At 43.9% G+C, this 24,044-nt stretch carries 20 protein-coding genes; 3 read left to right on the plus strand and 17 right to left on the minus strand.

The features are described 5' to 3' along the window. Window positions 1–88 precede the first annotated feature (88 nt). Both AC23P2_RS22140 and AC23P2_RS22145 read right to left on the minus strand, forming a co-directional pair. The gene (locus tag AC23P2_RS22140; protein ID WP_487775220.1) at window positions 89–1,576 is read right to left on the minus strand and encodes an acyl-CoA synthetase; all 1,488 of its coding nucleotides are present in this window, start codon (window positions 1,574–1,576) and stop codon (window positions 89–91) included. 152 nt (window positions 1,577–1,728) lie between these two features. Beyond that, the gene (locus tag AC23P2_RS22145; protein ID WP_487775221.1) at window positions 1,729–3,075 is read right to left on the minus strand and encodes a 3-oxoacid CoA-transferase; all 1,347 of its coding nucleotides are present in this window, start codon (window positions 3,073–3,075) and stop codon (window positions 1,729–1,731) included. A 43-nt stretch (window positions 3,076–3,118) separates the two neighbouring features. Here AC23P2_RS22145 and AC23P2_RS22150 point away from each other — a divergent pair, with 43 nt between their 5' ends. Then, window positions 3,119–3,358, plus strand: a complete 240-nt coding sequence (locus tag AC23P2_RS22150; protein WP_472487333.1) for a hypothetical protein — start codon at window positions 3,119–3,121, stop codon at window positions 3,356–3,358. After that, window positions 3,355–3,741 (plus strand): HNH endonuclease, encoded by a 387-nt coding sequence (locus tag AC23P2_RS22155; RefSeq protein WP_487775222.1) that lies wholly within the window; start codon window positions 3,355–3,357, stop codon window positions 3,739–3,741. Before AC23P2_RS22150 ends, AC23P2_RS22155 begins: the two co-directional genes overlap by 4 nt. A gap of 8 nt (window positions 3,742–3,749) precedes the next feature. Here AC23P2_RS22155 and AC23P2_RS22160 read toward each other — a convergent pair whose 3' ends face one another. The 5 genes from AC23P2_RS22160 to pcaH all read right to left on the minus strand — a co-directional run bounded on the left by AC23P2_RS22160 (window position 3,750) and on the right by pcaH (window position 8,981). Beyond that, window positions 3,750–5,027, minus strand: a complete 1,278-nt coding sequence (locus tag AC23P2_RS22160; protein WP_487775223.1) for a 4-hydroxybenzoate 3-monooxygenase — start codon at window positions 5,025–5,027, stop codon at window positions 3,750–3,752. 55 nt (window positions 5,028–5,082) lie between these two features. After that, a complete protein-coding gene (gene pcaDC, locus AC23P2_RS22165; protein ID WP_487775224.1) occupies window positions 5,083–6,240 on the minus strand; it encodes a bifunctional 3-oxoadipate enol-lactonase/4-carboxymuconolactone decarboxylase PcaDC in 1,158 nt (385 codons plus the stop codon). A gap of 72 nt (window positions 6,241–6,312) precedes the next feature. Next, on the minus strand, window positions 6,313–7,620 hold the full coding sequence (pcaB, locus tag AC23P2_RS22170; RefSeq protein WP_487775225.1) for a 3-carboxy-cis,cis-muconate cycloisomerase: 1,308 nt from the start codon (window positions 7,618–7,620) through the stop codon (window positions 6,313–6,315). 20 nt (window positions 7,621–7,640) lie between these two features. Then, the gene (pcaG, locus tag AC23P2_RS22175; RefSeq protein WP_487775226.1) at window positions 7,641–8,237 is read right to left on the minus strand and encodes a protocatechuate 3,4-dioxygenase subunit alpha; all 597 of its coding nucleotides are present in this window, start codon (window positions 8,235–8,237) and stop codon (window positions 7,641–7,643) included. Window positions 8,238–8,276: 39 nt separating this feature from the next. Further along, window positions 8,277–8,981 (minus strand): protocatechuate 3,4-dioxygenase subunit beta, encoded by a 705-nt coding sequence (gene pcaH, locus AC23P2_RS22180; RefSeq protein WP_487775227.1) that lies wholly within the window; start codon window positions 8,979–8,981, stop codon window positions 8,277–8,279. 462 nt (window positions 8,982–9,443) lie between these two features. On the opposite strand from pcaH, the gene AC23P2_RS22185 reads away from it, so the two are divergent. Beyond that, the gene (locus tag AC23P2_RS22185; RefSeq protein WP_487775228.1) at window positions 9,444–10,319 is read left to right on the plus strand and encodes a helix-turn-helix domain-containing protein; all 876 of its coding nucleotides are present in this window, start codon (window positions 9,444–9,446) and stop codon (window positions 10,317–10,319) included. Window positions 10,320–10,382: 63 nt separating this feature from the next. Here the strand turns inward: AC23P2_RS22185 and AC23P2_RS22190 are convergent, their stop codons facing one another. The 10 genes from AC23P2_RS22190 to AC23P2_RS22235 all read right to left on the minus strand — a co-directional run bounded on the left by AC23P2_RS22190 (window position 10,383) and on the right by AC23P2_RS22235 (window position 24,029). After that, entirely contained in the window at window positions 10,383–11,642 is a 1,260-nt protein-coding gene (locus tag AC23P2_RS22190; RefSeq protein ID WP_487775229.1) for an MFS transporter, read from the minus strand. Between the two features lie 260 nt (window positions 11,643–11,902). Further along, window positions 11,903–13,237: a TolC family protein gene (locus tag AC23P2_RS22195; protein ID WP_487775230.1), complete on the minus strand. Its 1,335-nt coding sequence runs from the start codon at window positions 13,235–13,237 to the stop codon at window positions 11,903–11,905. Window positions 13,238–13,255: 18 nt separating this feature from the next. After that, entirely contained in the window at window positions 13,256–16,312 is a 3,057-nt protein-coding gene (locus AC23P2_RS22200; protein ID WP_487775231.1) for an efflux RND transporter permease subunit, read from the minus strand. 6 nt (window positions 16,313–16,318) lie between these two features. After that, complete coding sequence (locus AC23P2_RS22205) at window positions 16,319–17,359, minus strand: efflux RND transporter periplasmic adaptor subunit (protein WP_487775232.1); 1,041 nt, start codon at window positions 17,357–17,359, stop codon at window positions 16,319–16,321. Between the two features lie 115 nt (window positions 17,360–17,474). Further along, window positions 17,475–18,038: a Crp/Fnr family transcriptional regulator gene (locus AC23P2_RS22210; protein ID WP_487775233.1), complete on the minus strand. Its 564-nt coding sequence runs from the start codon at window positions 18,036–18,038 to the stop codon at window positions 17,475–17,477. Window positions 18,039–18,087: 49 nt separating this feature from the next. Beyond that, window positions 18,088–19,011 carry a helix-turn-helix domain-containing protein gene (locus AC23P2_RS22215; protein WP_487775234.1) on the minus strand — a complete coding sequence of 308 codons (924 nt, stop codon included), beginning with the start codon at window positions 19,009–19,011 and terminating at the stop codon, window positions 18,088–18,090. 4 nt (window positions 19,012–19,015) lie between these two features. Then, a complete protein-coding gene (locus AC23P2_RS22220) occupies window positions 19,016–20,563 on the minus strand; it encodes a GMC oxidoreductase (RefSeq protein ID WP_487775235.1) in 1,548 nt (515 codons plus the stop codon). Window positions 20,564–20,585: 22 nt separating this feature from the next. Then, window positions 20,586–22,124, minus strand: a complete 1,539-nt coding sequence (locus AC23P2_RS22225) for a carboxylesterase/lipase family protein (protein ID WP_487775236.1) — start codon at window positions 22,122–22,124, stop codon at window positions 20,586–20,588. Between the two features lie 13 nt (window positions 22,125–22,137). Next, on the minus strand, window positions 22,138–23,076 hold the full coding sequence (locus tag AC23P2_RS22230; RefSeq protein WP_487775237.1) for a TIM barrel protein: 939 nt from the start codon (window positions 23,074–23,076) through the stop codon (window positions 22,138–22,140). Between the two features lie 11 nt (window positions 23,077–23,087). Continuing rightward, on the minus strand, window positions 23,088–24,029 hold the full coding sequence (locus AC23P2_RS22235; RefSeq protein ID WP_487775238.1) for a hydroxypyruvate isomerase family protein: 942 nt from the start codon (window positions 24,027–24,029) through the stop codon (window positions 23,088–23,090). Window positions 24,030–24,044 lie beyond the last annotated feature (15 nt).

A 24,044-nucleotide genomic window follows, 5' to 3' on the forward strand; every position in this document is an offset into this window, starting at 1 on the left:
CGTTATCTGTTAATCGTTAACAAGATGAAAAATCTCTTTTAACTCCAGCCTTCAGGCTGGAGTTAAAAGAATGACGACTTTTTACCTCTCACAAAAACAAAGGCTTCAAGTCATTTTTGGTCACTTTGCCCATGGCATTTCGCGGAAACTCATCCACCACTTTGTACTGACGAGGGGTTTTGTAGGCTGGCATTTTTTCACGAATCCACGTATTTAATTCCTTCATATCGACCGCTACGCCATCAGTTATGATAGCAGCTACGACCAACTCTCCCCATTCTTCGTTGGGAATGCCAATCACGCTGCAATCTTTGATGGCAGCGTGGGTTCGGAGCACTTCTTCGATTTCGAGCGCTGAAATTTTATATCCACCCGACTTGATAATATCAATCGAATCGCGACCCAAAATACGGTAATAGCCTTTTTCTTTAACGGCTACATCTCCCGTTTTGAACCAACCATCTTCGGTGAAGGCTTTTTGGGTCGCTTCGGAACGACGCCAATATTCCAGAAAAACGTTATTGCCTTTTATTTGAATTTCGCCCGGGGCACGGCCTTTTACTTCGTTTCCTTCATCGTCCACCAACCGAACTTTCACCCCCGCCAACGGTTTTCCGATGTAGCCCGCTTTCCGTTCACCGTCGTAAGGATTGCTAATTCCCATGCCAATTTCGGTCATACCGTAGCGTTCCAAAAGCGTGTGCGTGCTTATCGTTTTCCACTTTTCCATCACCGTCACTGGCAATGCCGCCGAACCCGAAACCATCAAACGGAACTTCGATAGGGCTTCAGTGATTTCTTGTTGGCGTTCAGCAGGCAACCCTTCCCAGTACGAAATGAGTTTGAAATAGATTGTCGGGACGGCCATAAACAAGTTGACTTTCCCTGCCAAAAAAAGCGTAAACAAGGCTTCTGCGGAAAACGAAGGCAAAAACTGCACCGTCGCTCTCGACCATAATGCACATGAAACGACATTGATAATCCCGTGAACATGGTGCAGCGGCAACACACATACGATGTGGTCGTTTTCGCTCCACTTCCAAGATTTTATTAAGGTTGAAATCTGGGCTTCGAGGTTTGCGTGGGTCGTCACTACACCTTTGGGAAGGCTTGTCGTTCCGCTGGTGTATAAAATCATCGCTCGACGACTTTTCTCCAACGTTGGTAGCCCTACTGGTGAGTCATTTACCTCTTTTTCATCGCCCAAAACAATGAATCGAAGCCCTTTTTCCAAGACCCAGTCTTTCAATAAAGCAACGTATTCAGGGCCAACGACGACTATTTCGGCTTGAGTATCTTCAATGACGTACTGCAACGATGGCAGCGGATAGGTAATACACAGTGGCGCCGCGACGCCCCCCGCCAACCAGATTCCCCACTGTACACGCACGTAATCGAAGCCAGGCGATACCATAAAAGCGACACGAGTTTCGTTGAGGTCAGCGGATGCTTGAAGTAGTTCATGCGCAAACGCCCTTGCTGAATCAATGAGCGATTGATACGTATAACTTTTTTCCTCAGCGAGAATGGCTATTTTTTCGGGAGATTTTAGCGCATTTTTCGTAATTTTCAACATTTGAGTTTTGGCTTTAGGTATCTTTTATTTTTTGTGTAAAAATAGAACGCAGATGACACAGATACTACCGTAACGCTGATTATCACGGATTTGTAATATCTAGTCCTCCTCATCACTTATCTCTCCTCTCTCATCACTTATATCTTATCTCTCTAAGAAAGTTTTATCTCAAAAGCAGCACTTGTTTTGGCAACTACTTCTTCGAGGATGACGTTTGGCATTAAGCCTGTCAAAGTAAGTTTACCATTTGGAAATTCAAATACAGCCAATTCTGTAATCACCATGTCCACCACGCCTGATGCCGTGAGAGGCAATGTACATTGGGGTACAATTTTAGAAGAGCCATCGGGGTTGGTGTGGGTCATGGTAATGATAAGTTTTTTGGCACCTTTAGCCAAATCCATCGCCCCTCCCACGCCCAACAACGGCTTTCCAGGCACGGCCCAGTTGGCCAAATTGGCGGCTTCGTCCACCTCTAATCCTCCCATAATAGCCACGTCGATGTGCCCTCCGCGAATCATGGCAAAGGAATCAGCACTGTCAAAATAGCTACTTCCTTTTAAGGCTGTGACAGGAATTTTCCCTGCGTTGACAGGGTACTCCATCGCTCCGCCGCCGTCGGTAGGCACGGGACCAACGCCCAACATTCCGTTCTCGGTGTGCAAAATAACCCCATGTTCTTCGGTAATTAAATCGGCTACCAACGTTGGTATCCCAATACCCAAATTGACAACATTTCCTTTCTGGAGTTCGGCCAATGCGCGTTTGGCCATGTTCATACGGCTTTCGTCCACTTTCTTGGACGACGAAACCGAGGCAGAACTGCCCAAATCTTCCAACGTAAGTTTTGCCTCCACAAGGTAATCGACAAAACAGCCAGGTGTATGTACATTTTCGGGCGCAATTTCACCCACAGGAACTACTTCCTCCACCTCCACAATCACCAAATCCGCAGCAGTTGCCATCGCTTTGTTGAAGTTATTTTCCGTCATACGATACTGCAAATTACCTGCGGTATCGGCTCTCCACGCTCGAATAAACGCTACGTTTCCCCGTAGAGCTTTGATAAACACCTGTTCTTCACCGTCTATGACCTTGGTTTCACGCCCTTGGGCGATAAGCGTCCCCGCCGACGTAGGTGTATAAAACCCACCAATACCTGCTCCACCTGCTCGAAGCGCCTCAGCCAAAGTTCCTTGCGGAAGTAACTCATACTCCACCGCCCCCGATTGAGCTGCCTTAACGGCATCAGGATTGGAAGTAAAAAAAGAACCTATCATTTTTTTGAGTTGGCCATTACGAAGCAAACGCCCTCCTCCCAGCCCAGGTTCTCCTGTATTGTTGCCAATAAATGTCAGATTTTTGGTTCCAATTTCGGCCAAAGCGTGCATCAAATGCACGGGATTGCCCGTCATGCCAAAACCTCCTTGGAGCAAAATATCACCTTCTTTGACCATACTAGCCGCAGTATGAAGGTCTATTATCGGTACTTGTTTCATTTCGTTATGCGAGAACTTTGTATATTCGTAAAAAAAACAGACTATGATTACGCTACGCCCAATTGACGAAGTGATTGACTTTATTACTTCATTTCCAGAACCACAGCAAATCCTTGATTATAAAGCCTCCCCTGCTTTACAAGAGCGTGTAGAAGACTTAGTTTATAAAAAGAAAACTTCTGAACTTAGTTCAGAGGAAACACTCGAATTAGAACGGTACCTCTTACTTCAGCATATCATGATTATGGCTAAAAAACGAGCCCAAAAGCAACTAAATTCATGAGCCGTTACATTCCTGATTCACTCAAGAAACAAGTAATAGAAAGGGCTAACTATCGTTGCGAATATTGTTTACAGCCCGATTTATTTGCTTACATCGCCCATCAAATTGACCACATTATCAGTATAAAACATGGAGGCCAAAACAATTTAGACAATTTGGCTTATGCTTGTTTTCAGTGCAATATCAATAAGGGTAGCGATATTGGAACTATGCTTCTCCCTGATAGAACTTTTATTAGACTCTTCAATCCCAGAGAAGATAATTGGCACGACCACTTTGAAATCGACAACGGCGTTATTTATGCTAAAACTACCATTGGGCAAGCCACTACCAAAGTACTAAACCTTAACGACCTTAACCGAATCATTGAACGTAACGATTAATTAATTTCTCATCCACTAATTCCCCCACTGGGACGGGTGGTGCGCCACTGCGACGCCGCGCGGGTTAGGGGGCTAAACGCTTCAAAAGGCAGCCCTACGTAGTTTTCAGCGATCATAGTAGCATACGCTTTCGATATGCTGATGTAATCAAATTTCGCTTTTTGTAAGTGGTACTGAAACGACCCGTGTGCATCTTGTTTGTGGAAAAGTGTCGTCATAAAGTTAGAGAAATCTTGCGCTCTCCAAATTCTTTTCAACGCAATCTCCGAATACGCATCCAACAGCTTCATGGAGTTGTTTTTATAAAAATCCACAAAGCCATCCACCAAATGTTTTACGTCGGCTACGGCCAAATTAAGCCCTTTTCCGCCCGTAGGTGGCACAATGTGCGCCGCATCTCCCGCCAAAAACAATCGCCCCGCTTGCATGTTATCGGTAAAGAAACTACGCATCGGAGTAATACTTTTCTCAAAAATGGATCCCGATTTCAGCGTCCAACCCTCCGTTCCCAAGCGTAGCGAAAGTTCTTCCCAAATACGATCATCTGACCAGTTATCGACGTGGTCATTGTTGTCAACCTGAATATACAAACGACTTACTTTTTCCGAACGAAGACTGTGCAAGGCAAAGCCATTTTGGTGGTAGGCGTAAATCAGTTCTTCCGAAGATGGAGCCACGTGTGCCAAAATCCCTAACCAACTGAATGGATACGTAATGGAAAATTCATTAAAGGTATTTTTCGGTAACGTTTTACGACCTACACCGTGGAAACCATCGCAAGCGGCTACAAAATCACACTCAATCACTCCTGCTTGTTCTTCGTGCACAAAGTGGATTTTGGGCGAAGGAGTGTCAAAACCTTCAATTTGAGTGGCCGTTGCTTCAAAATACAGCTCACCTCCACCCGCCAACCACGCATCGGTCAGGTCTTTAACCACTTCTTGTTGGCCGTAGATAGTGATATTTCGTCCATTGGTATATTCTCCAAATGGTACCCGAATGCGGTTTCCATCAAAACTCAAATACACACCATGGTGCTCTTGTCCTTCTCGAACGAGTCGGTCGGCCAAGCCCAATTGTTTGTAAATATCAACGGTATTTTGCTCCAGCAATCCCGCACGAACACGAGCTTGAACGTATTCACGACTTCGGTTTTCGATAATCACCGACTCAATGCCGTGTTTTCGGAGCCAATGGGCAAGCGTTAAACCCGCTGGCCCTGCGCCAATAATACCGACTTGGGTTTTAGCCCCCTTGCCCCCAATGGGGGAATTTATCTTTGCCATAATTTTGATTCAAACAAATATATTAAAATGGTAAAGTTTAATACTTACTCTACCTTTACCCCATTGGGTCGGGCCCTCGCAGGGTTAGGGGGCTATTTAACACCTCTTCTGCCGTATGAAAGGCTTCATTGGCAGCGGGTAAACCACAGTACAACGCGGAGTGCATAATGACCTCTTTGATTTCGGTCACCGTAACGCCATTGTTCAAGGCCGCTTTGACGTGCATTTTGAACTCGGCTTTGCGATTGAGAGCTATCAACATTGCCATCGTAATCAAGCTCCGATTATGCTTCGACAAATCGGGGCGAGTCCAAATTTCACTCCACGCATAACGAGTAATAAAATCCTGAAAATCAGCATTAAAATCATTGATTTTGGCCGTTGCACGGTCAACGTGCTCATCGCCAAGCACCGTTCGACGAACGTGAAGTCCCCTAGCCCCCAATGGGGAAAAATTAGTGTTACTGGTAAAAAAAGAAATCAATGTCTCAGCATATTCTTTAGGTAATTCGGTGCTAGCTAAATGACGCGCATGGAGGATGTAAAGCGTGGCGTTGGGAATATGATTGACCAGAAACTGCGCTTGTTCGACGTTAGTAACAGGGTCTTCGTCACCCGTTATGACGAGTGTTTCAACCAGCATTTTATCGAGTTGTTCGCGAAAATCGGCATCACGAATTGCTTCACAACACTTCGAGTAACTTTTGATGTTGCTCCGTAAAAACATCGCTTTGGTTTCAGCGACACGGGTTGGATTAGTCTGCCGAAAGGATTCCGTAAACCACCGCTCCATCGTATCCTCAACGATGGCCTGCATTCCATTTTTGGCGATGGTCTCAATTCGACCATTCCAACGTTCGTCGTTGCCGATTTTGGCTCCTGTATTGCTCAAAACTATTTTTTTGAAACGCTGTGGATAATGTATTCCCAACCATTGGCCAATCAAACCGCCCATCGAAAGCCCACAGTAATAGGCTGTTTCAATGTTCAACTCATCCATCAATTGAATGACTTGTTCCCCTAACTCATCAATGGTACAGGAAGTAGCTTCATCATACGTGTCTGGGGGGCTGGTATGGTAGCGTAACACCCTAAAATAAGGCAGCAAATACGGCACAAGTTCGTCCCACATCATCATTTCTGACCCTAGCGAGTTCGAAAATATCAAAACAGGGCTGTTGGGCGTGCCTTCCAGTTGGTAGTTGGTGTTCATTTTCTTACATGGGTTGTTTTTTCTCACAAATGTTCTGTGTGGATTTAATCCGCCTTTATTTGTGTGCAACAGTTACACTTGTCGAAGCACTTCATCAATAAGTTCTAAACTCAATCCAATTGAATTTTCTGGCTTAAAAAGTTCCTCTAAATCAGGCAAATCCAATTGGAGTTCAAGCAGGATTTCTTTTAAATGTTTCTGTTGTTGAATAGCCGTTTTGCACGCCTTTTCTACCAATTCGTGGGCCTGCATTTTGCCCATTTTGGGCGCTAAAGCCAAAGACACATTTTCGGCATAAATCAGCCCTTTGGTCACTTCTAAGTTGGTCAGCATTCGTTTTTCATCCACTTCCAAACCACTCACCAATTCCAAAGCACGTTCGACCGAACCCGCCGTTAGCGTCATCAACTCCACCAAAACCTCCCACTCAGAATGCCACAACCCTGCCGAGCGCTCGTGTTCTTGGGGCATGGCCGAAAGAATCGTCGCCACCAAGTGAGGAGTTCGAGTAGCATTGGCTAATAAGGCGGCGCAGGTCACAGGATTTCGTTTGTGAGGCATGGTGCTTGAGCCTCCTTTTCCCTCTCCAGCTCCCTCCAGCACTTCTCCTACTTCGGTTTGCATGAGGAGAGAAACGTCTTTCGCAATTTTCCCAAGACTTCCCACCAAAACCCCCAGCAACCCTGCCCACTCGGCGAAGCTATCACGCTGGGTTTGCCACGAAAAACTAGGCGTTAAACCTAACTCCTGGGCCATTGTCTGGTGAACTTCTTGACTGATAGACGCATTTCCGCTGCCCACGGCTCCGCTTAATTGTAGCTTCAACAAGCGAGGCAGAATCTCACTTAGGCGGTTTTGTGAACGTACAATTCCCTCCAACCACCCTGCGGTTTTTAGCCCAAACGTAATCGGACGGGCTTGCTGAAGTAAAGTTCGACCAATCATCAAGGTCGAACGGTGTTTTTGAGTTAAAGCGACCAACAGCTGACGTAATTGATTGAGTTTTGACTCCAACCACACTAAAAACGCTTTGATTTGAAGCACCATTGCCGTATCAACAACATCCTGACTGGTGGCTCCTAAATGTACCATTTTCGAGGCTTCTACATCGTTGTTTTTGACGATACGGGTCAATTGTTTCACCAGCGGAATAGCCGCGTTTCCTCCAAGTTTGACTTCTACTTTAAGCTTCTCTATGTCAATTAGGTACGAATCGCAACAATCGACAATAATGGCGGCGGAGGTTTCCGAAACAATCCCATTTTTAGCTTGGGCTTGGGCCAAAGCAGCCTCAAAACGCAGCATCTCTGCAATGGTGTTTCTGTCAGAAAACAATCCATTGATTTCGGTCGAGTAAAATATTTCGGAATATAGAGACATACCTACAATGACCCAAAGGGCTAAATATCAAAAAATACGGTTTCTTTTTCGCCTTGCATCCAAATGTCAAATTCGTAGCCTGACGGTGTTTTTTGAGCAATTAGAGTAGTGCGACGTTCTTCGGGGACTAGGTTCAGAACCTCATCGGTTGCGTTTAATTCGGTTTCATCAGAAAAATACAGGCGGGTATATGAGTGTATCAGCTGCCCACGCATAAACACGATGATACTCAAATGAGGTGCTTGCCCATTGACCGATGCAGGCTTTTTGGTATAAAAAACAAAGCGATTTTGTGGGTCTGTTCCTGTACCAAAGCGGCCAAAAAGCTGTTGTTGTCCATCGTTTTGCCATACTTCAATCATCGCATCAGGAATAACAACTCCCTCTCCGTCAAACACTTTGCCTGTGATGGTGATTACTTCTTTTTCGTCAATGGGGCTTACCATTTGATTCCCTACCAACTGTTTAAAATCGTATAAATATTGCTCGGGCGAAAGGCCGTAGGCAAAATAAGGGCCAACCGTTTGAGAGGGAGTCTGAAAAACAGCCCCCCTGCCCTGCGAGGGTCCGACCCCAATGGGGGAGTTATTTTTTTGTTGAAATGTATTTTGTTCCATTTGCGTAACTTTTTATTGGTAAATATCTCCCCGTCGGGGTTAGGGGGCTTGGACGTTTTGATTGTGACCTCTTAACACAAAATCAAAACGATAGCCCAAAGCAAAATGCGGTTCCGTAATGCTCAAATCAAATTGAGAAATAAGCAACTCCCGACCTTTGGGTGGCACCCCCAAGAAAATAGGGTCGTATTGTAACAATGGGTCTCCTGGAAAATACATTTGTGTTACCAAACGATTGGTAATATTAGCGCCAAACAACGAAAAATGGATGTGGTTAGGCCGCCATGCGTTGTAGTGATTTCCCCAAGGATACGCGCCTGGCTTAATGGTATAAAATTTATAATTTCCGTCTTTGTCCGTCATACATCGACCCGCGCCTAAGAAATTGGGATCAAGCGGGGCATCGTGTTGATCCACTTTGTGTACGTAACGACCCGCAGCGTTGGCTTGCCAAATTTCAATGAGTGTTTGCGGAATCGGCTGACCGTTTTCGTTTACAACCCGACCATGTACCACAATTCGTTCTCCCAAAGGTTGCCCATTGACCATCGAATTTTTGGTTAAATCATGGTCGAGGGGGCCTAAATTAAAATCACCAAAAAGCGGCCCTGTCAATTCACTAAGCGACTGCTTCACTACAATCAAAGGCTTGGTAGGAGCCCGAAGGACGGTAGATTTGTAGTCGGGAGATAAACGTGGAGGGTGTACCTCTTCATCAAATCGGTTATAAATAATATTGCTCATGTTGTGCAACGATTGGGAAAATATCTGCTTAAATGACACAACAAAAGTAGCGGGAAGGTGAAAGATTATCTTGGATAAATCAAAATATAACTTGTACAAAACAAACATTTTTTCTTCCTTCAAAATTTACTTTTTACAATTATTTTCCAAGAAGCTTGAATCCATTTGAGTAAAAAGTCCCAGAATCATCAAGAATTAGGCAAAAAGTATTAGCACACGGATGAAACGGGTGTTCCATCACGGATTTTAACGATTTCATTAGCGAAGATTAGCATTTTCAAAGAAACTTGAGTTATCCCAAGTTTTATTTTCTAAAGTTCTCTAAAACATATGTTATCATTTTATAGTCTTTCTGCGGCAGTTTGTGTAAAAATCTGTGCAATTCTGTGTAAAATTGTTTTCTAAAACTGTTCTTTTGTAAGCTAAAATCACCAATTTTATACTAGCAATTTTCAAACATCCATGATGCAAAAGGCATTAGTCCATTTTAAAGGGCTTTACGGCGACAACCCTCATTCTCTTTTACCCAACTTTATCCATTTTGAAGCCCTCGAAACTCGTAGTAAAATATACGATTGGGAAATCAAGGAACACTTGCACACGGATTTATTTCAGGTGTTTTTGATTAAAAGTGGGGAAGGTTTGCTTGTTTCTGAACAAAAAGAATGGGCGCTCACGGGACCTTGCATTGCGACTATTCCCGCGCATAGCCTTCACGGTTTTGTGTTTCAACCCAACATCAACGGTGAAGTGCTGACATTTTCTGACTCTTTTTTGGAGGGGTTATTAAAAATCTCGCCCAAAACATTACTAGAAATCAATCATTTACGAGTACTTTCATTTGATGAAGATTTTGAAACATTTGAACGACTCATGGGATTTAAAAACCTCATTATCAAAGAGCTATACGAAGACTTTACCGAAAAACAGGTGGTTTTACAGTCGTTATTTCAACTCTTTTTTACGCATCTTTACCGTTTTTCCCTTCGACTAAGCAACGCTTCTACTTCGTCCGATAATCGGACATTACGTTATTTTCAGCTTTTTCAGAAAAGCATTCGGAAGTCGTTGCAAGAATCAAAGTCTATTCGTGAATATGCCAAAGAGTTAAATATCACGCCTGTCCACTTGAATCGCATTTGTCAGGCGGTTGTCCAAAAATCGGCTTTGCAAATTGTCCATGAACATCTGATTAATGAAGCAAAAAAATACCTCCTTAATACGAACTACTCAATTTCGGAGGTTTCTTATTTTCTAAATTTCAAAGACCCTGCGTATTTTACACGGCTTTTCAAAAAAGTAACGGGGGTTTCTCCGAGTGAGTTTCGGAAAAATTAGCGCGCTTCATTTTTTGAACCATATAAGACATATAAGGGCATATAAGTGTTTCCAGATGCCGCCTTAACTAACCCGTTTTGAAGAAATATACATCGTAATCACACCCGCAATGACGGTCGGGACGGAAAAAATCAAGAAATTAACCGTCATTGAAAGTCCCATTCCAATGAGGACACCTCCTAAAAGCGGCCCAATGATGCCGCCCAAGCGTCCCGAACCGATGGCCCAACCTACGCCAGTTGTCCGAAATTCGGTGGGGTACATCCGCGCCGCTACGGCATAAAGCCCCACAAAACCGCCTTGAATACCAAAACCAATCAGTCCAAAAATAACCAACAACCACGAAGAACCTTTGAACCACCCAAAGGCGACCATCAGTACACCCGTCAAAATCAGGAAAGTGCCGATGGTGCGTTTTAGGCCATATTTGCTTGAAAAATAGCCTTGAATGACAATCCCCACAAAAGCACCAAGATTAAAAACTGTGCCCGCATAAATCGCCAATTCCATCGAGAGTCCAGCGTTGGTGGCGAGTTTCGGAATCCAGTTGGTCAAAAAATAAAGGGTAGCAAACGCCATAAAAAGCGCCCCCCACAGTTGGAACGTCGGCAGTTTAAACTCTTCCGTCAACATTGATTTGAACGACACAGCTGCTTGTTCGGCAGGTTTTGTTGGAAGTTGAGACAAACCAGTTACCCCCATTTTACCCAAAATCTCGTTGGCTTTACCAAGGGCATTGGCGGGTTGTGCTTTAAAGTAAAAATCAAGCGACTCCGACAACAAAAAGTGAATCAAGGGCACCGAAAGTGTAGTGAAAAAACCTGCCAATTGAAACATCGTACCCCAGCCCAATTGCGGTATTACTTTCGCTGCAACTAACCCCGACAAAACCGCCCCAATTGGGTAACCCGAAATCACAAAACTTACCCAAAAATCTTTGGTTTTATTCGGTGTATATTCCGCCGTCAGCGTAGCGGTACTTGCCAACATCGCCCCAATCCCTATCCCACTAATGAGCCGAATAACTACCAAAAACTCAATGGATTGGGCAAAAGATGTACTAAAAATGCTGATTCCCATCAGTACAGCACTTAACAAAATCATGTTTTTACGGCCAATCACATCTGCTTTTGGGGCCAAAAACATCGCTCCCAAGGTCATACCGACCAACCCTGCGCTAAAAACAATGCCGAGAGCTTCGGGCGTTATGCCCCATGCTTTTACAATGGCAGGTGCGGTGTAGGAAATTACCATTACGTCCATGCCGTCGAGCATGTTCATTAGGAGGCAAATGAAAACAGTTGCGTACTGCAGCCGTGTCATTTTATTGGAATCAATGTGTTCTTTTATATCAAAAGTCATCGGGAGATGGATAGGCTAAGGGCTTAAATAGATGTATTCCACGAAATAATTGGACATAACTTTGCAAAAATAGAGGTTTTTTCAGAGACCCATCACGCAAAATCAATTTCCTTTTGTGCAATATCAATCTTTATCGAAAAAGGGGCTTGCGCCCCATTTTTCCCAGTTGTCATTTAAAAGTTAGCCTACAGAAGCGCACAGACGAAGAACCAATGCTGGGATTACTGCCCAATCAACTGCTTCACCTCTGAAACCGACAAAATGTACGCCAATTGAGCAGCATATACGTCGGCTTCTGCTTTGGCAATGAGCGCTTTGGTTGTTAGCATATCCGTTTTGAGGTTCATCCCTACCGATTGTTTGTCTTCTTGAAGTTTCAATTCTTCGCGACGGTAATTCAACGCTTTTTCGGCCACTCCAATCAACGATTTACTTTGAACCGTTTTTCGGTACGCTTTTTCCAAGTCGTACGTCAATTGTTGCTGGGTGTTGAGGATGTTTTCCTGGGCCTGTTTTAACTGAAATGAGCGTTGTTTTACCACCTGTTTATTGGTATATAAATCCTGCAAATTCCATTTCAGGTTCAGCCCAACAAAGGGGTTGTTCATGGGGCTAATTGGATTACCACTTTGGAAAACATACCCAGCCACCAAGCCTACGTCGGGACGGTCGCTTAGTTTAGCCGCTTTGATGCCCAATTCGGCTTTGTTTTTGGTCAGTTGAGCCATTTGAAGGTCAGGATTTGACGATACCTCCCCTGCCAATGTTACATACGCAGGTAATTCAGGGAGAACAATCACTTGGCTTTCCACTTCAAAATTGTCGTCATCGATACCCGTAAACTTGGCCAAATCTGATTTATAGTTTTGGATTTGGTAGGAAAGTTTAAGCATGTTTTGCTCTTCATCAGCAATGCTTGCTAGCAATCCTGCACGGTTCACGCCAATCGTTTTTCCAGCTTCTAAGGCGTTCGTGACATCCTCTAATTTAGCCTTGGCCAACTCCAATTTTGCTTGTGCCTCCGCCAATTGTTTTTGGTTGATAAGAATCCCAAAATACAACTGCTCGATGCCATGTTTGATTTGGAGCGTTATTTTTTGTTTTTCTTTTTCGGTCAAATTCACCTCCAACTTACTAGCTTCTATTCCTGTTTTGATTTTAGCTTGTTGCGAAAGAGGCTGGTAAGCCGTGACCCCTGCGTTGTACATGTTGTTTTTGCCAACGGTAAACGTTTTATCGACATTCGGCAAGGGCACTTGGTTAGTAGCACTCAACGGAATGACGCCGATGGTTCCTGCGGGAATGGTAATTTCGGCCAAATTAAAATTATACTGGTACGAGCCATTGACGTTGACCACAGGCAAACGCTTGATTTCGTCCTCTTTGATTTTGGCTTGACGTTCTTCAATTTGAAGTTGTTTTATGGCCAAAACATGGTTGTTTTTCAGTGCAATGTCTGTAAGCTGGCCCAACGAATAAGTCGTCGATTGGGACAAGGCTGTTCCCCCAAAAAGTACCAAAAGCACCGCAGGGAGGGTTTTATTGAAAGTTTTCATGCGCATTTCATTTCGATTTTAATTCTTTTCTTTGATCCAACCAATGTACAGAATAGGGACGGTCAAAAGCGCCATAATCATGCTCCAAACCACCCCAAAGGCCAACACACTCGCCAACGGTGCCCACATCGGGGATTTAGAAATAATCATGGGCAACACCCCAATCGCTGCCGCCATGGCCGTTAGGAAAATAGGGCGCAAACGTCGCTTGCCACTTTCGATGGCCGCCGTTCGGATGTCCATGCCGTGTTTGCGAAGCTCATTGGTATAATCCACCAAAATAATGGCGTTCCGAACCACAATTCCCGAAAGGGCAATCAGCCCAACAAAAGCCGTGAAGCTGAAGTTGTTTCCAGTTACGTAAAGACCTAAAATCGCCCCAAACAAGCTCAATGGAATGGTCAACATCACAATCGTGGTTTCCTTGAGGTTTTTGAATTGGAACAACAAGATGAAAAATATAGCCACCAGACTCACCATCAAGGCGGTCACCATTTGGCCCAAGGTTTCTACTTTGTTGCCCTGCTCGCCCCCGTACTCAATATGGTAGCCGTTGGGTAGCGCTATTTTTTCGATTTCGGGTTGTACTTGTTTCAGCAATTCGGCGGGCAATACATTTTCCACTACTTCCGACTGAATGGTGAGTGTACGCACGCCATTTCGGTGCATAATTTTGCCCGTTTGCCACTGCGGAACAATATCAGCGATTTGACGGAGCGGCACGTTTACGCCCGTAACTGGCGATTTTAAATAGACTTTTTGGAGGTCGTCGGTGTTTTGCCGTTTGATATCGTCCAATCGAAACAAAATACTTACGGGATTATTGCCTTCGTACATGGTCGAAATGGCCGCCCCACTAAAACCCGTATAAACGGTTTGGGAAACGCTGGTGGTGGTAAATCCAAGCCGACTGGCCTCTGGCTTTAGGTTAATGCCAATCCCGTAATAATCTTCCGCAAAATCTTTTCGTACATACTTACTTCCGTTGGCTTGTTTGAGAATGACCTCAATCTGCCCCCCAATTTCTTTCAAACGTCCCATGTCATCCCCTACGATACGCACCTCCACGGGCGCTTTTAAGGGCGAGCCTTGCTGCATCAATTTAACGAAAGTCGTTCCTTCTGGAATCGCAGTATCAACTTTTTGGCGCAACTCTTCTGTCAATTCTTCCGCCGTTTTATCGGTGGTTGTATTGACCAAAATTTGGGCATAGTTGGTTGTCGGAAACTCAGGAGAAAAATTATAGTAAAACCGTGGAGCCGCTGTTCCCGTAAACGTGGCATACGTGGTCACTCGTTTGTCGTTTTTAATCAACGCCTCGGCCTTCAAAATGGCCCGATTGGTTTTATCTAGCTTGGTTCCCGTCGGCATCCAAAGTTCGATAACAAATTGATTTCGCTCAGCGGCAGGGAAAAACAATTGCCGAACCCCTTTGGCAAACAAAAGTCCCGCCAGCGCAATTGACAAGAAACTCACCGCAATCGTTGTTTTGGGGAATTTTACGCACACATCCAACAACCGATTGTACCCATCTTGCATGTAGTCCAGCAACGATTTGCGTTTAGCAGGCGCATTTTCTTCGTGCTGGTGTAAGCCCTTTTTGATAAAGACATAGCACAACAAAGGTGTCAACAACATAGCTACCACAAACGACGAAAGTAAGGCGATGGCAACCGTAATGGGCAAGGCATAGATAAACTCACCGATGCTTCCATTGAGTAAAACCATTGGCATAAAGGAGGCGATAATTGTCACGGTAGCCACCAACACAGGCACCACCAAATCGTTGGCACTTCGCCACGCTGCTGTCCAGCGGTCAATGCCTTCGTCAAGCAATTCGACGTAATTATCGGCAATGACGATGGCATCGTCCACCACCATTCCAAGCACCAAAATCAACGCCGCCAGCGATACTTGATGAAGTTCAATCCCAAGGGCGTGCATGAGCGCAAACGTCACCGCGACAGTCACAGGGATGGCGGTAGCAGCCACGGCCGCAATGCGAAATGGCAACAATAAAATCACTACGATAATCACCGAAACAATGGCTAAGAAAAACTCTTTGATGAAGTGAGATATATTTTCTTGCACCAAATGCGGCTGGTTAACAATGGTCGTTACGGTAACATTTGAAGGAATGACTTGTTTGGCAAGTTCAATTTTTTGGTCAATGGCTTCGCCAAACTTCACGATGTTGTTTCCCTCTTGCATCTGAACGGTCAGCAAAATCGCCTGTTTGCCATTGACGGTAATGAGGCTTTGCGGCTCGGCGTAGTCGCGTTTAAGCGTAGCCACATCGCCCAATTTTACCAGCGAACCCGATTGCGACGTTCCTACAATTTGATTGGCAAGGTCGTTTTCGGTCGTAAAATACCCATTCGTATATAAAGGTGTTTTGCTGTTGTCCGTTTTAATGTCACCCGTTGGATTAATGGCATTTTGCGATTGCAGAACCTTCACTACTTGCTGCAAACTCACGCCGTACTGCGACATTTTTTCAGAGCTAGATGAGACAACAATCTCTTCTTTTTGTTCGCCAATGCGCTTCACTTTTGACGTGGCAGGAATCGCGCGGAGGTAATCTTCCAATTTTTGAGCGTATTCCTTTAACTCCGTTGGACTGGCGGTTGGGCTTTCCAAGGCGATTACCATGGCTTCGGTATCGCCAAAGTCTGAGTTGACCAACGGCCCTCGAACGCCTTCGGGAAGGTCGAGTTGCTTGGCTACCAACAACTGATTGCGCAATTTGCTCCAAAAAATATCAGGTTGTTTTACCCGTTCTGTCAATTCCACGTTGATAACCACCACGCCGTCTTTGGTAGTAGAGTACGTTTTGGCTTTGTTAACTTCCTCGTATTGGAACAAATACTGTTCGAGTTTCTTGGTCACTTGGTCTTCCACTTGGGCAGAATTAGCCCCTGGAAAATAGGCAACGACCAAGCCTGAACGAATGGTAATTTTGGGGTCTTCGCGGCGGGGCATGTTCAACAATGACTGTATCCCGACGGCAAACAACATCAGCAAAACCGACAATGTTATTTGCTTGTATTTTAATGATGCTTGAATGATATTCATGGCTGTCTATTGGTTAATTGAAACCACGGTTCCGTCCGTAATTTTTGTTTGTCCTGCTACCACCACACGCTCTCCTGCTTGCACACCTTTGGTGATTTCAATTTTGTTTTCTATCATTTTACCGATGCCTACCTCGCGCTTAAACGCCTTGTTTTGCGCTTTATCCACGACATAGACGTACGTTTGGTTATTCAAATCATGGATGATACATTCGGCAGGAAGTAGTAAAGCCTGCGAGCTAGCATCAACCTTTATTTTTGCTTCAGCAATCATCCCAGGGCGAATTTGGGAGGCAGGATTGGCCACTTCAATCTTGATGGTAAAAGCACGGGTTGTGGCATCGGCGGCAGAACCAACCTCAATCACCCGCCCCGTAAAGGTCTTTTCTAGCGCCGAAACGGTGATTTCAGCACGTTGACCAATTTTGATAAAACGAAGTTCACCCTCTGGGATATACGCCAACACTTTCACTTTACTAATGTCCGAAACGACAAAGGCAGGAATGCCGACACCCACAATTTCGCCCGTTTCGGTGAGTTTTTTCAACATCACCCCCCCAATCGGTGAATACAACTTGGTGTCGCTTTCGTTTTTAGCGTGAAGTTGTTGCTGAAGTTTGGCTTGTTGCAAGGAAAAATTCACCTTTGAAAAATCACTATCCGTTACGCTTCCTTTGTCGTGCAAGGTTTTTAGACGCGAAAATTCGTCCGAAACAGCATTGACCTGAACGTCCGACAATTCTTTGGCGATGTGGTAATTCGTAGGCTCCAAACTTGCTACCAACTGGCCTTTTTTGACCATTTGACCTTCTTTGGCCGAAATAAAATTGACTTTACCTGCTACCAAAAAAGCCAATTTTACGGTGGTATTCCCTTCGATATTGCCGCTGACCGACACATCGTTTTTCACGGTGGTGGTCTGCACTTCTTCTATGCTAACGGGAATGGCTGCGGCGGCCGTTTTCTCGGCCAATTTTTCGGATTTTGAGTTACACCCTACCAGCAATGCAACCAAGGCTGGTGCGGCAAAAATGACTATTTTTTTCATGGGGATTGCGTACCTTTTGATTTGATGATACAAAGGTCGCGGGTATTTTTCCCCCAATTTTTAAGATAGATTAAAAAAATGAACCGATTTTCATTTTTTAATCAACGAGCCCTATTTAACCGATTTGCCCACGAATGACGCTGAGGGTTTGTTGGGTAATGCCCAAATACGACGCCACGTGCCCAAGCGGTGCCCGAAGAAGAATGTTGGGATACTCGGCAATCATACGCTCGTAGCGTTCTTTGGCCGTATGAAACTTCAAAAAGTAATTGGTATCAGCTAGTTTTTTGATAACGCCGTATAAAATGAGTTTTTCCAAATGACTCACTTCGGGTAGCTTGTTGCTCAACTCCGTAAAGTCACGAAAATTGAATGTCGTAATTGTGGTCGGTTCTAGGGTATCGCAGCCGTACGGAGAAAGTTGTTGGTAAAAAATACTTTCCACCGACATCAATACGGAATCTTCGGCAAAGAAGCCGTGGGTGATTTCTTTTCCATCTTTTTCATAAAACATCCGCAAAAGTCCTGATTCGATGAAATAGACGCGTTGGGGAGAATCGCCCTCGGCAAATAATACCTGGCCTTTGGGGTAGGTCTTGGTTTTGGAATGATGCTGTACCCAATCGACGAGCGAATCTGAGTAAATACCGTGCTGTTTGAGGTACGATAAAATATCCATCGAGAATGCCTGCTTGTAGTTGGGGAGTAAAATAACAAAAAACAGTACATTAATTCATCATCCGATACTCACTCGGTTTCATTCCCGTTTGCGATTTGAAGAAACGAGCAAAATCACTAATTTCATTTTTCCCGATTTTATAAGCGATTTCAGTGACGGTAAGGTTGGTTTGTTTCAACAACACTTTTGCTTCCAGCAGTAGCATTTCGTTCAGTAAATCATGGGCTGATTTTCCCAAAGTCATTTTTACACATTTATTCAAATGATTGGGCGAAATGGCCATCATTTCAGCATACTCGGTCGTTTTTTGCTTTTCATAAATGTATTGTGATAGGTACTTTTTATACTGTTCAGTGATCAGAAAAGCAGAATTTGAAATATTGGGTTTAGATGAACCGATAAAAATTTTCAATTCAGTGAAGACCGTCATCAAGTACATTCTTAAAATATCAAATCTACAATTTTCGCCCGCATTGTATTCTTGAATGAGTCTTTCGAGCAAAAGAATTATGCGACCTTTAGCTTCATCATTAATCATAACGATAGGATTGGCATGAAACTCCAAAAAAGTAAATTCATTGATAAGGTCTTTTGTTTTATAGTCAACATTTAACAATTCCATATCAAAATGACAGTAATATCCTTCGCTACCAAAACATATCTCTTGGTGCGTCGTAATCTGATAAGCAGGCAGAAAAAAGAATGTATTTTCGCCGAAATCGTAGCTATTTAAGCCTTTACTTCTGATGCTTCGCCCTTTGGTTAGAAAAAAGAAACTATAAACCGAGATTCGACGAGGCACAATGTCGGATTGAGTTGGAAAGTTCACTATTTTCATGTAGTCTTCGATGCGATTAATATGAAAATTGGAGTGAACTTTCGTGGTGAAAGCAACATGCGTTTTCAATTCTTTATGCAGATTAGACATAAGCTGATTTGCATCAATGATTGGAACGGAACTGCTCTCTTTCATAATTTTACGGATTAATTTGTTTAATAACTTGCTCGCTCGAACGCACCGCCAAAGCTACACTTGTCAGCGTAGGGTTTGATGCCGTAGCGATTGGAATAACCCCGTTGCCGCCTATAAATAAATTATCAAATCCCCATACTTTTGAATAAGTATCACAAACAGAGCTTCCATCGTTGGCAAGTCCCATTCTGGTTGAACCTTCGTAATGTAAAGAAGTACCTGGAGGCATCAAAGTTTGTCCACCGTCTTTGATTTCTTTTCCAAACTGATTTACCACTTTTTGCTGATATGCTTTAGCTGCTTCAATGGCTTCTAGGTCTTTTTCGGTGTATTTGAATTTGAAATTCATTTTGGGCATTCCAAAGTAATCTTTTTCTGTTTCTGAAAAAACAATTTGGTCTTCAAAATTTGATTCTTTCAAACAGCCCCAACCCAAACCAACGATATGTTTTGAAGCCCCCCCCGCCCCCGATGGGGGAGCCACGGTGGTTTTTAATGGCGACAAGTCCATGTGCATAATTTGACCGTGAAAAGGATGGTTGGGTGCATCAAATGGTGTCCAAAATACGCCAGCAAGCCCCCCTGCCCCCGATGGGGGAGTCTTAGCTCCCCCATCGGGGGCGGGGGGGGCTGTCAATTCAACAAATGTAAAAATAAATGGATGTTCGTTGAGGTAATGCCCCAATGCTTGCGGTCTGATACCCGAAGCCCACAACAATTGTGGCGTGCGTAGGGCATCGGCTGCTACGATTACGATATCAGCTTCGATAAGTTCTTTTTGTTGTGTAGGTAAATGTTCTATTTCGGCACTGGTAATTTTGCCATTTTGGTAATTCAGTTTTCTACAAATCGTTTCAGAGCGAAGTTCAAAATTAGGATGATTAAGGGTATCTCCTAAAATCAAGTCTGAGGCTGTCCAATAACGGTTGTATTCGCTATCTACTTTGCAAGCCAATGGCATGGGTTGAGCCTGACGTTTGGGCGAATGTTTATCTCCCAAAGTCTGGTTGAGGATATGCAAAATGGTTTCTCCTTCTTCCGAAATCGGAAAAGCCTCTTGGGTTACGTGTAGAATTTTTTCAGCTTTGGTAAAAGCTTCGTCCATTTCGTTTTCGGGAATAAAAGGAATCTGTTCGCCTTTGCCCGGTCTTGGGCAAGCACAAGTCCAATGAATACCCATGCCACCAATATTGGTTGACATCGAAAGCGAAGGCATTTCGTTTGCTTTAATTTCTTCTGGTTGGTCTAAAACCAAATGCGTTCCTGCACGAGCCAACACATCGGCAGTTAATTCACCTCGCTGAACAGCCAAGGCTCGTTCGGCTACTGAAATCATCGGATATGGTGTTTTTTTAGGACCTTGCGAAAGGATTTGAGCCATTTCCATTGCCTTTGGGTCAGCAATATTCTTGACGTGTTGCCCAACTTTATCAGAAACTTTCGGTCCAACCTCAACCATTAGAATGTTGGCGTTAGGTCTTTGTTCTGCAATCATGCGTGCATAAGTAGCCCCAACTGGGCCAGAACCTATTATGAGAATGTCGGTTTTCATAAGTAAATTAAAATTAAGCTTTTTAATACTTCAATATTGAATAAAGCACCTCTAACGCACTGGCATCTGGTAAGGCGACAGCCGAAGGTTTTTCATTAAACATTATTATCATTTTCTTTTCTCCAGTATAGGGTTGCCATGTTGGTAAAGATGCTCCGTTAGGATTGCCATTTTTTACGAAATTAACCCAGTACGACGACATCGACTTTGACAATTGGTGGTCTTGCTGTTCCCAATCTCGGTTAAAAAATTTCAAATTATCGAATGCAAAAGGTACTTCTGCCGTGTGAAAAGCCCCATAAAGTGCATCGCCTTTGGGTTTTATTTCGTGAGCAAAACGGTATAGATACACTTTACGACCATTTTGTGCATGGAGATTAGCCCATGTAAAGTTCTGTAAGCCAAAAATTACATCACTTTCTAATTTAGCTTTTTTCACGGCTATGTCTTGTTCGTTGGCTGGTGCGTAAGCCGCCAATACTTTACTGCTGTTTTCTTTGAATCGTTTTTCAACTGATTCTTCGTATTCTTTCAACGTTGTTGGTGGTACTTTTTTGCCGCCTTCATGCTCATTCCAACCAGTAAGTAAAATGATTGGATTATCTTTTTTCTTGGATACAATTGCGGGAATAGGTTCGGGCAAAACGTAGCCATCAATCACAGGAGCAAAAAAACGTTTGACATTTTGTACGATCACCTCTGAAGGTAAAGCTCTCAATTCTTTGATAGATGAAACACCACATTTTTTCAAAAAATTAGCTCCTTCTTGTTCTTCTTGTTGCATACTGGGTGTTTTCACGAGCGGATTGCCACTGGTAAAGCAAGCACCACTTTCGGCAATAGCTTTTTGAAAAAGCCCTTTTGCCAATGGCGAGCTTACCAAACAATTGACACTCATAGACCCAGCCGACTGCCCAGCGATGGTAATATTGGTGGGGTCGCCACCAAAGTTTTGAATGTTTTCTTTTACCCAACGCAAGGCGGTAATTTGGTCTAATAAGCCATAATTTCCAGAGGTTTTTGTCGGCGATTCGGCTGAAAGCTCCGAATGAGCTAAGAATCCAAACACATTTACACGGTAATTAATGCTCACAAAAACGATTCCTTTTTGAGCGAGTGCTTCACCATCATAAATCGGAACAGAGTTACTTCCGCCCATAAAAGCACCGCCATGAATCCAAACCAACACACCTTTCTTGGCTGATTTTTTGGTGTTGTTTGTCCAAATATTAAGATGCAAACAGTCTTCGCTAATGGCATCTCCTGGCGGAATAAGTTCCTGAGTGTATCCTCTAAAAGGGGCTGGTTTATCCTGCATGGCAATGGGACCGTACTGGGTGCAAACCTTCTTTCCTTTCCAAGACTCTAAAGGCATGGGAGCTTTCCAACGGTTTTCGCCAATCGGGGGAGCAGCGTAAGGAACTCCTTTGAAAACGTGTACCTTACTGGATGTGGTGTAGCCTTCGACCAAGCCGTAATTGGTTTTTACAACGCTACTTTGTTGTGCTTTGACAAGCAGTCCAGAAAGTATGAATAGAAAGATAAATATCAAATTTTTCATAATTACCATACTGCTAAAGTGAATTATCAAGTTTTAAATAGGCTTCCAACATAGCATTTTCGCCTGCTACTCCTGCCACAGCATTGTAATGTTCCATGCCAAAAATGAAGTTTTTATCCGTAGCTTGAGCCTTTTGATAAATGTGTTTGAATACATCAAGATGATTGATTTCGCCTGTACCTGGTTCAAAACGTTGCGGTACATCACCAATCTGAAAATAGCCTATTTCGTCCCAAACCAAATCAATATTGCGTTTAAGGTTTCCTTCGTTTTGTTGTAAATGGAACAAATCGAACAGGATTTTACAGGCTGAGCTATTCACAGCTTTTGCCAATAAATAGCATTGTGCCGAAGTTTTGAGGTAAACTTGTGGCGGAAAGCTGAGTGGTTCTAAAACCATTATCATGCCATGAGGCTCGAAAATTTCGGCGGCTCTTTTGAGGCTTTCCAGTACATTAGCCGTTTGGATTTCGTAAGGCAAAGTAGGGTCTGCGGCATCTGGCACAACGGTGACGTATTTGCCGTTGAGACGTTTGCCTACTTCTACCGCTTGACGGCATTTGTCTAAAAAGATATTTCTAAACCCTTCTTTTCCCGACGTAAACGCTGCGTTGGGTGGCCAATTGACAGGCCCCATCACAAACGTTCCCATTTCCATGTTTAAGTCGGAAAGCGTTTTACCAATTTTATCTAAGTACTCAGGTGTTTGTCCGAGCATTCCTATGCCCATCAAATTGGGCATAGGTACGCCCGAAAAGGCGTTGTCTTCAAAAGCGGTAAAGCCTAAGTCTGCCGAGTATTTAATTTGGTCGATAAGCTCATTTCCTGCCGAAGCGAAAGAGCCAAAATGAGGGGCGTATTTGAGCCTCCAAACAGCCCCCCCCGCCCGCGCGGCGTACCGTCCCGATGGGGGAGCTACTTTATTTGATTTAATTTCTGTTGAATTTTTCATTTTATTTCTCATTAAAATAAGTCCCCCATCGGGGGATTTAGGGGGCTGTCTGCTTGTTTATAAGCTTCCAAAAGGGCATTTTCGCCTTCAATGCCGTCTATCGAATTGAAATGCTCCATGCCCAAAATGAAGTTTTTACCAGTGGCTTGCTGCTTTTGGTGAATATGTTTAAAAATGTTTTTATAGTTAATCTCACCGGTTCCGGGTTCGCATCGTCCGGGTTCATCGCCTATTTGGAAATAACCAATTTCGTCCCAAACCATGTCGATGTGATACATAAGCCTTCCTTCATTTTTTTGCAAATGATACATATCAAACAAGATTTTACAGGCATCTCTGTTCACGGCTTTGCACAACATATACGCCTGTGCCGAGGTTCTGAGGAAAAGCTCGTGGTGGTCGGCAAGGGTTTCTATCGCCATTGTTACGCCGATAGGCTCAAAAATATCACTTGCTTTTCTGAGGGCATCAATGGCATGAGCCGTTTGCATTTCGATAGGCAAAGAGCGGTCGAAGCAATCGAGCGTAATGGTTACAAATTTGGCATTGAGGCGTTTGGCAACTTCTACCCCACTTTTACATTTCGTAAGAAATTCCTCTAAATATTCAGGTTTACCCGAAGTGACCAATGCGACGGGCGGCCATTGGGTGGGTGTCAATACAAACGTGCCCATTTCCATGCCTCTCTTGGCTAAAGTTTCGCCAATTTTAGTGAGCATTTCAGGTGTTTGACTACACATACCAATCCCCATGCGAGTAGAATTAAACTGAACCAAGGGCGACACAAAGCCACTATCTTCGAGGGCTTTAAAGCCCAAATCAGCCATATAATTGATTTGGTCGATTGGGTCTTTTCCTGCCGAATGCGTAAACGAACCAATATGCGGGGCGTATTTTAGCCCCCAAACCACCGATGGGGGCTTAATTTCTTGAAAATTTATATTTATATCCATATAATTAGAGATTCT

The organism is Runella sp. R0.1_18, from assembly GCF_057652155.1.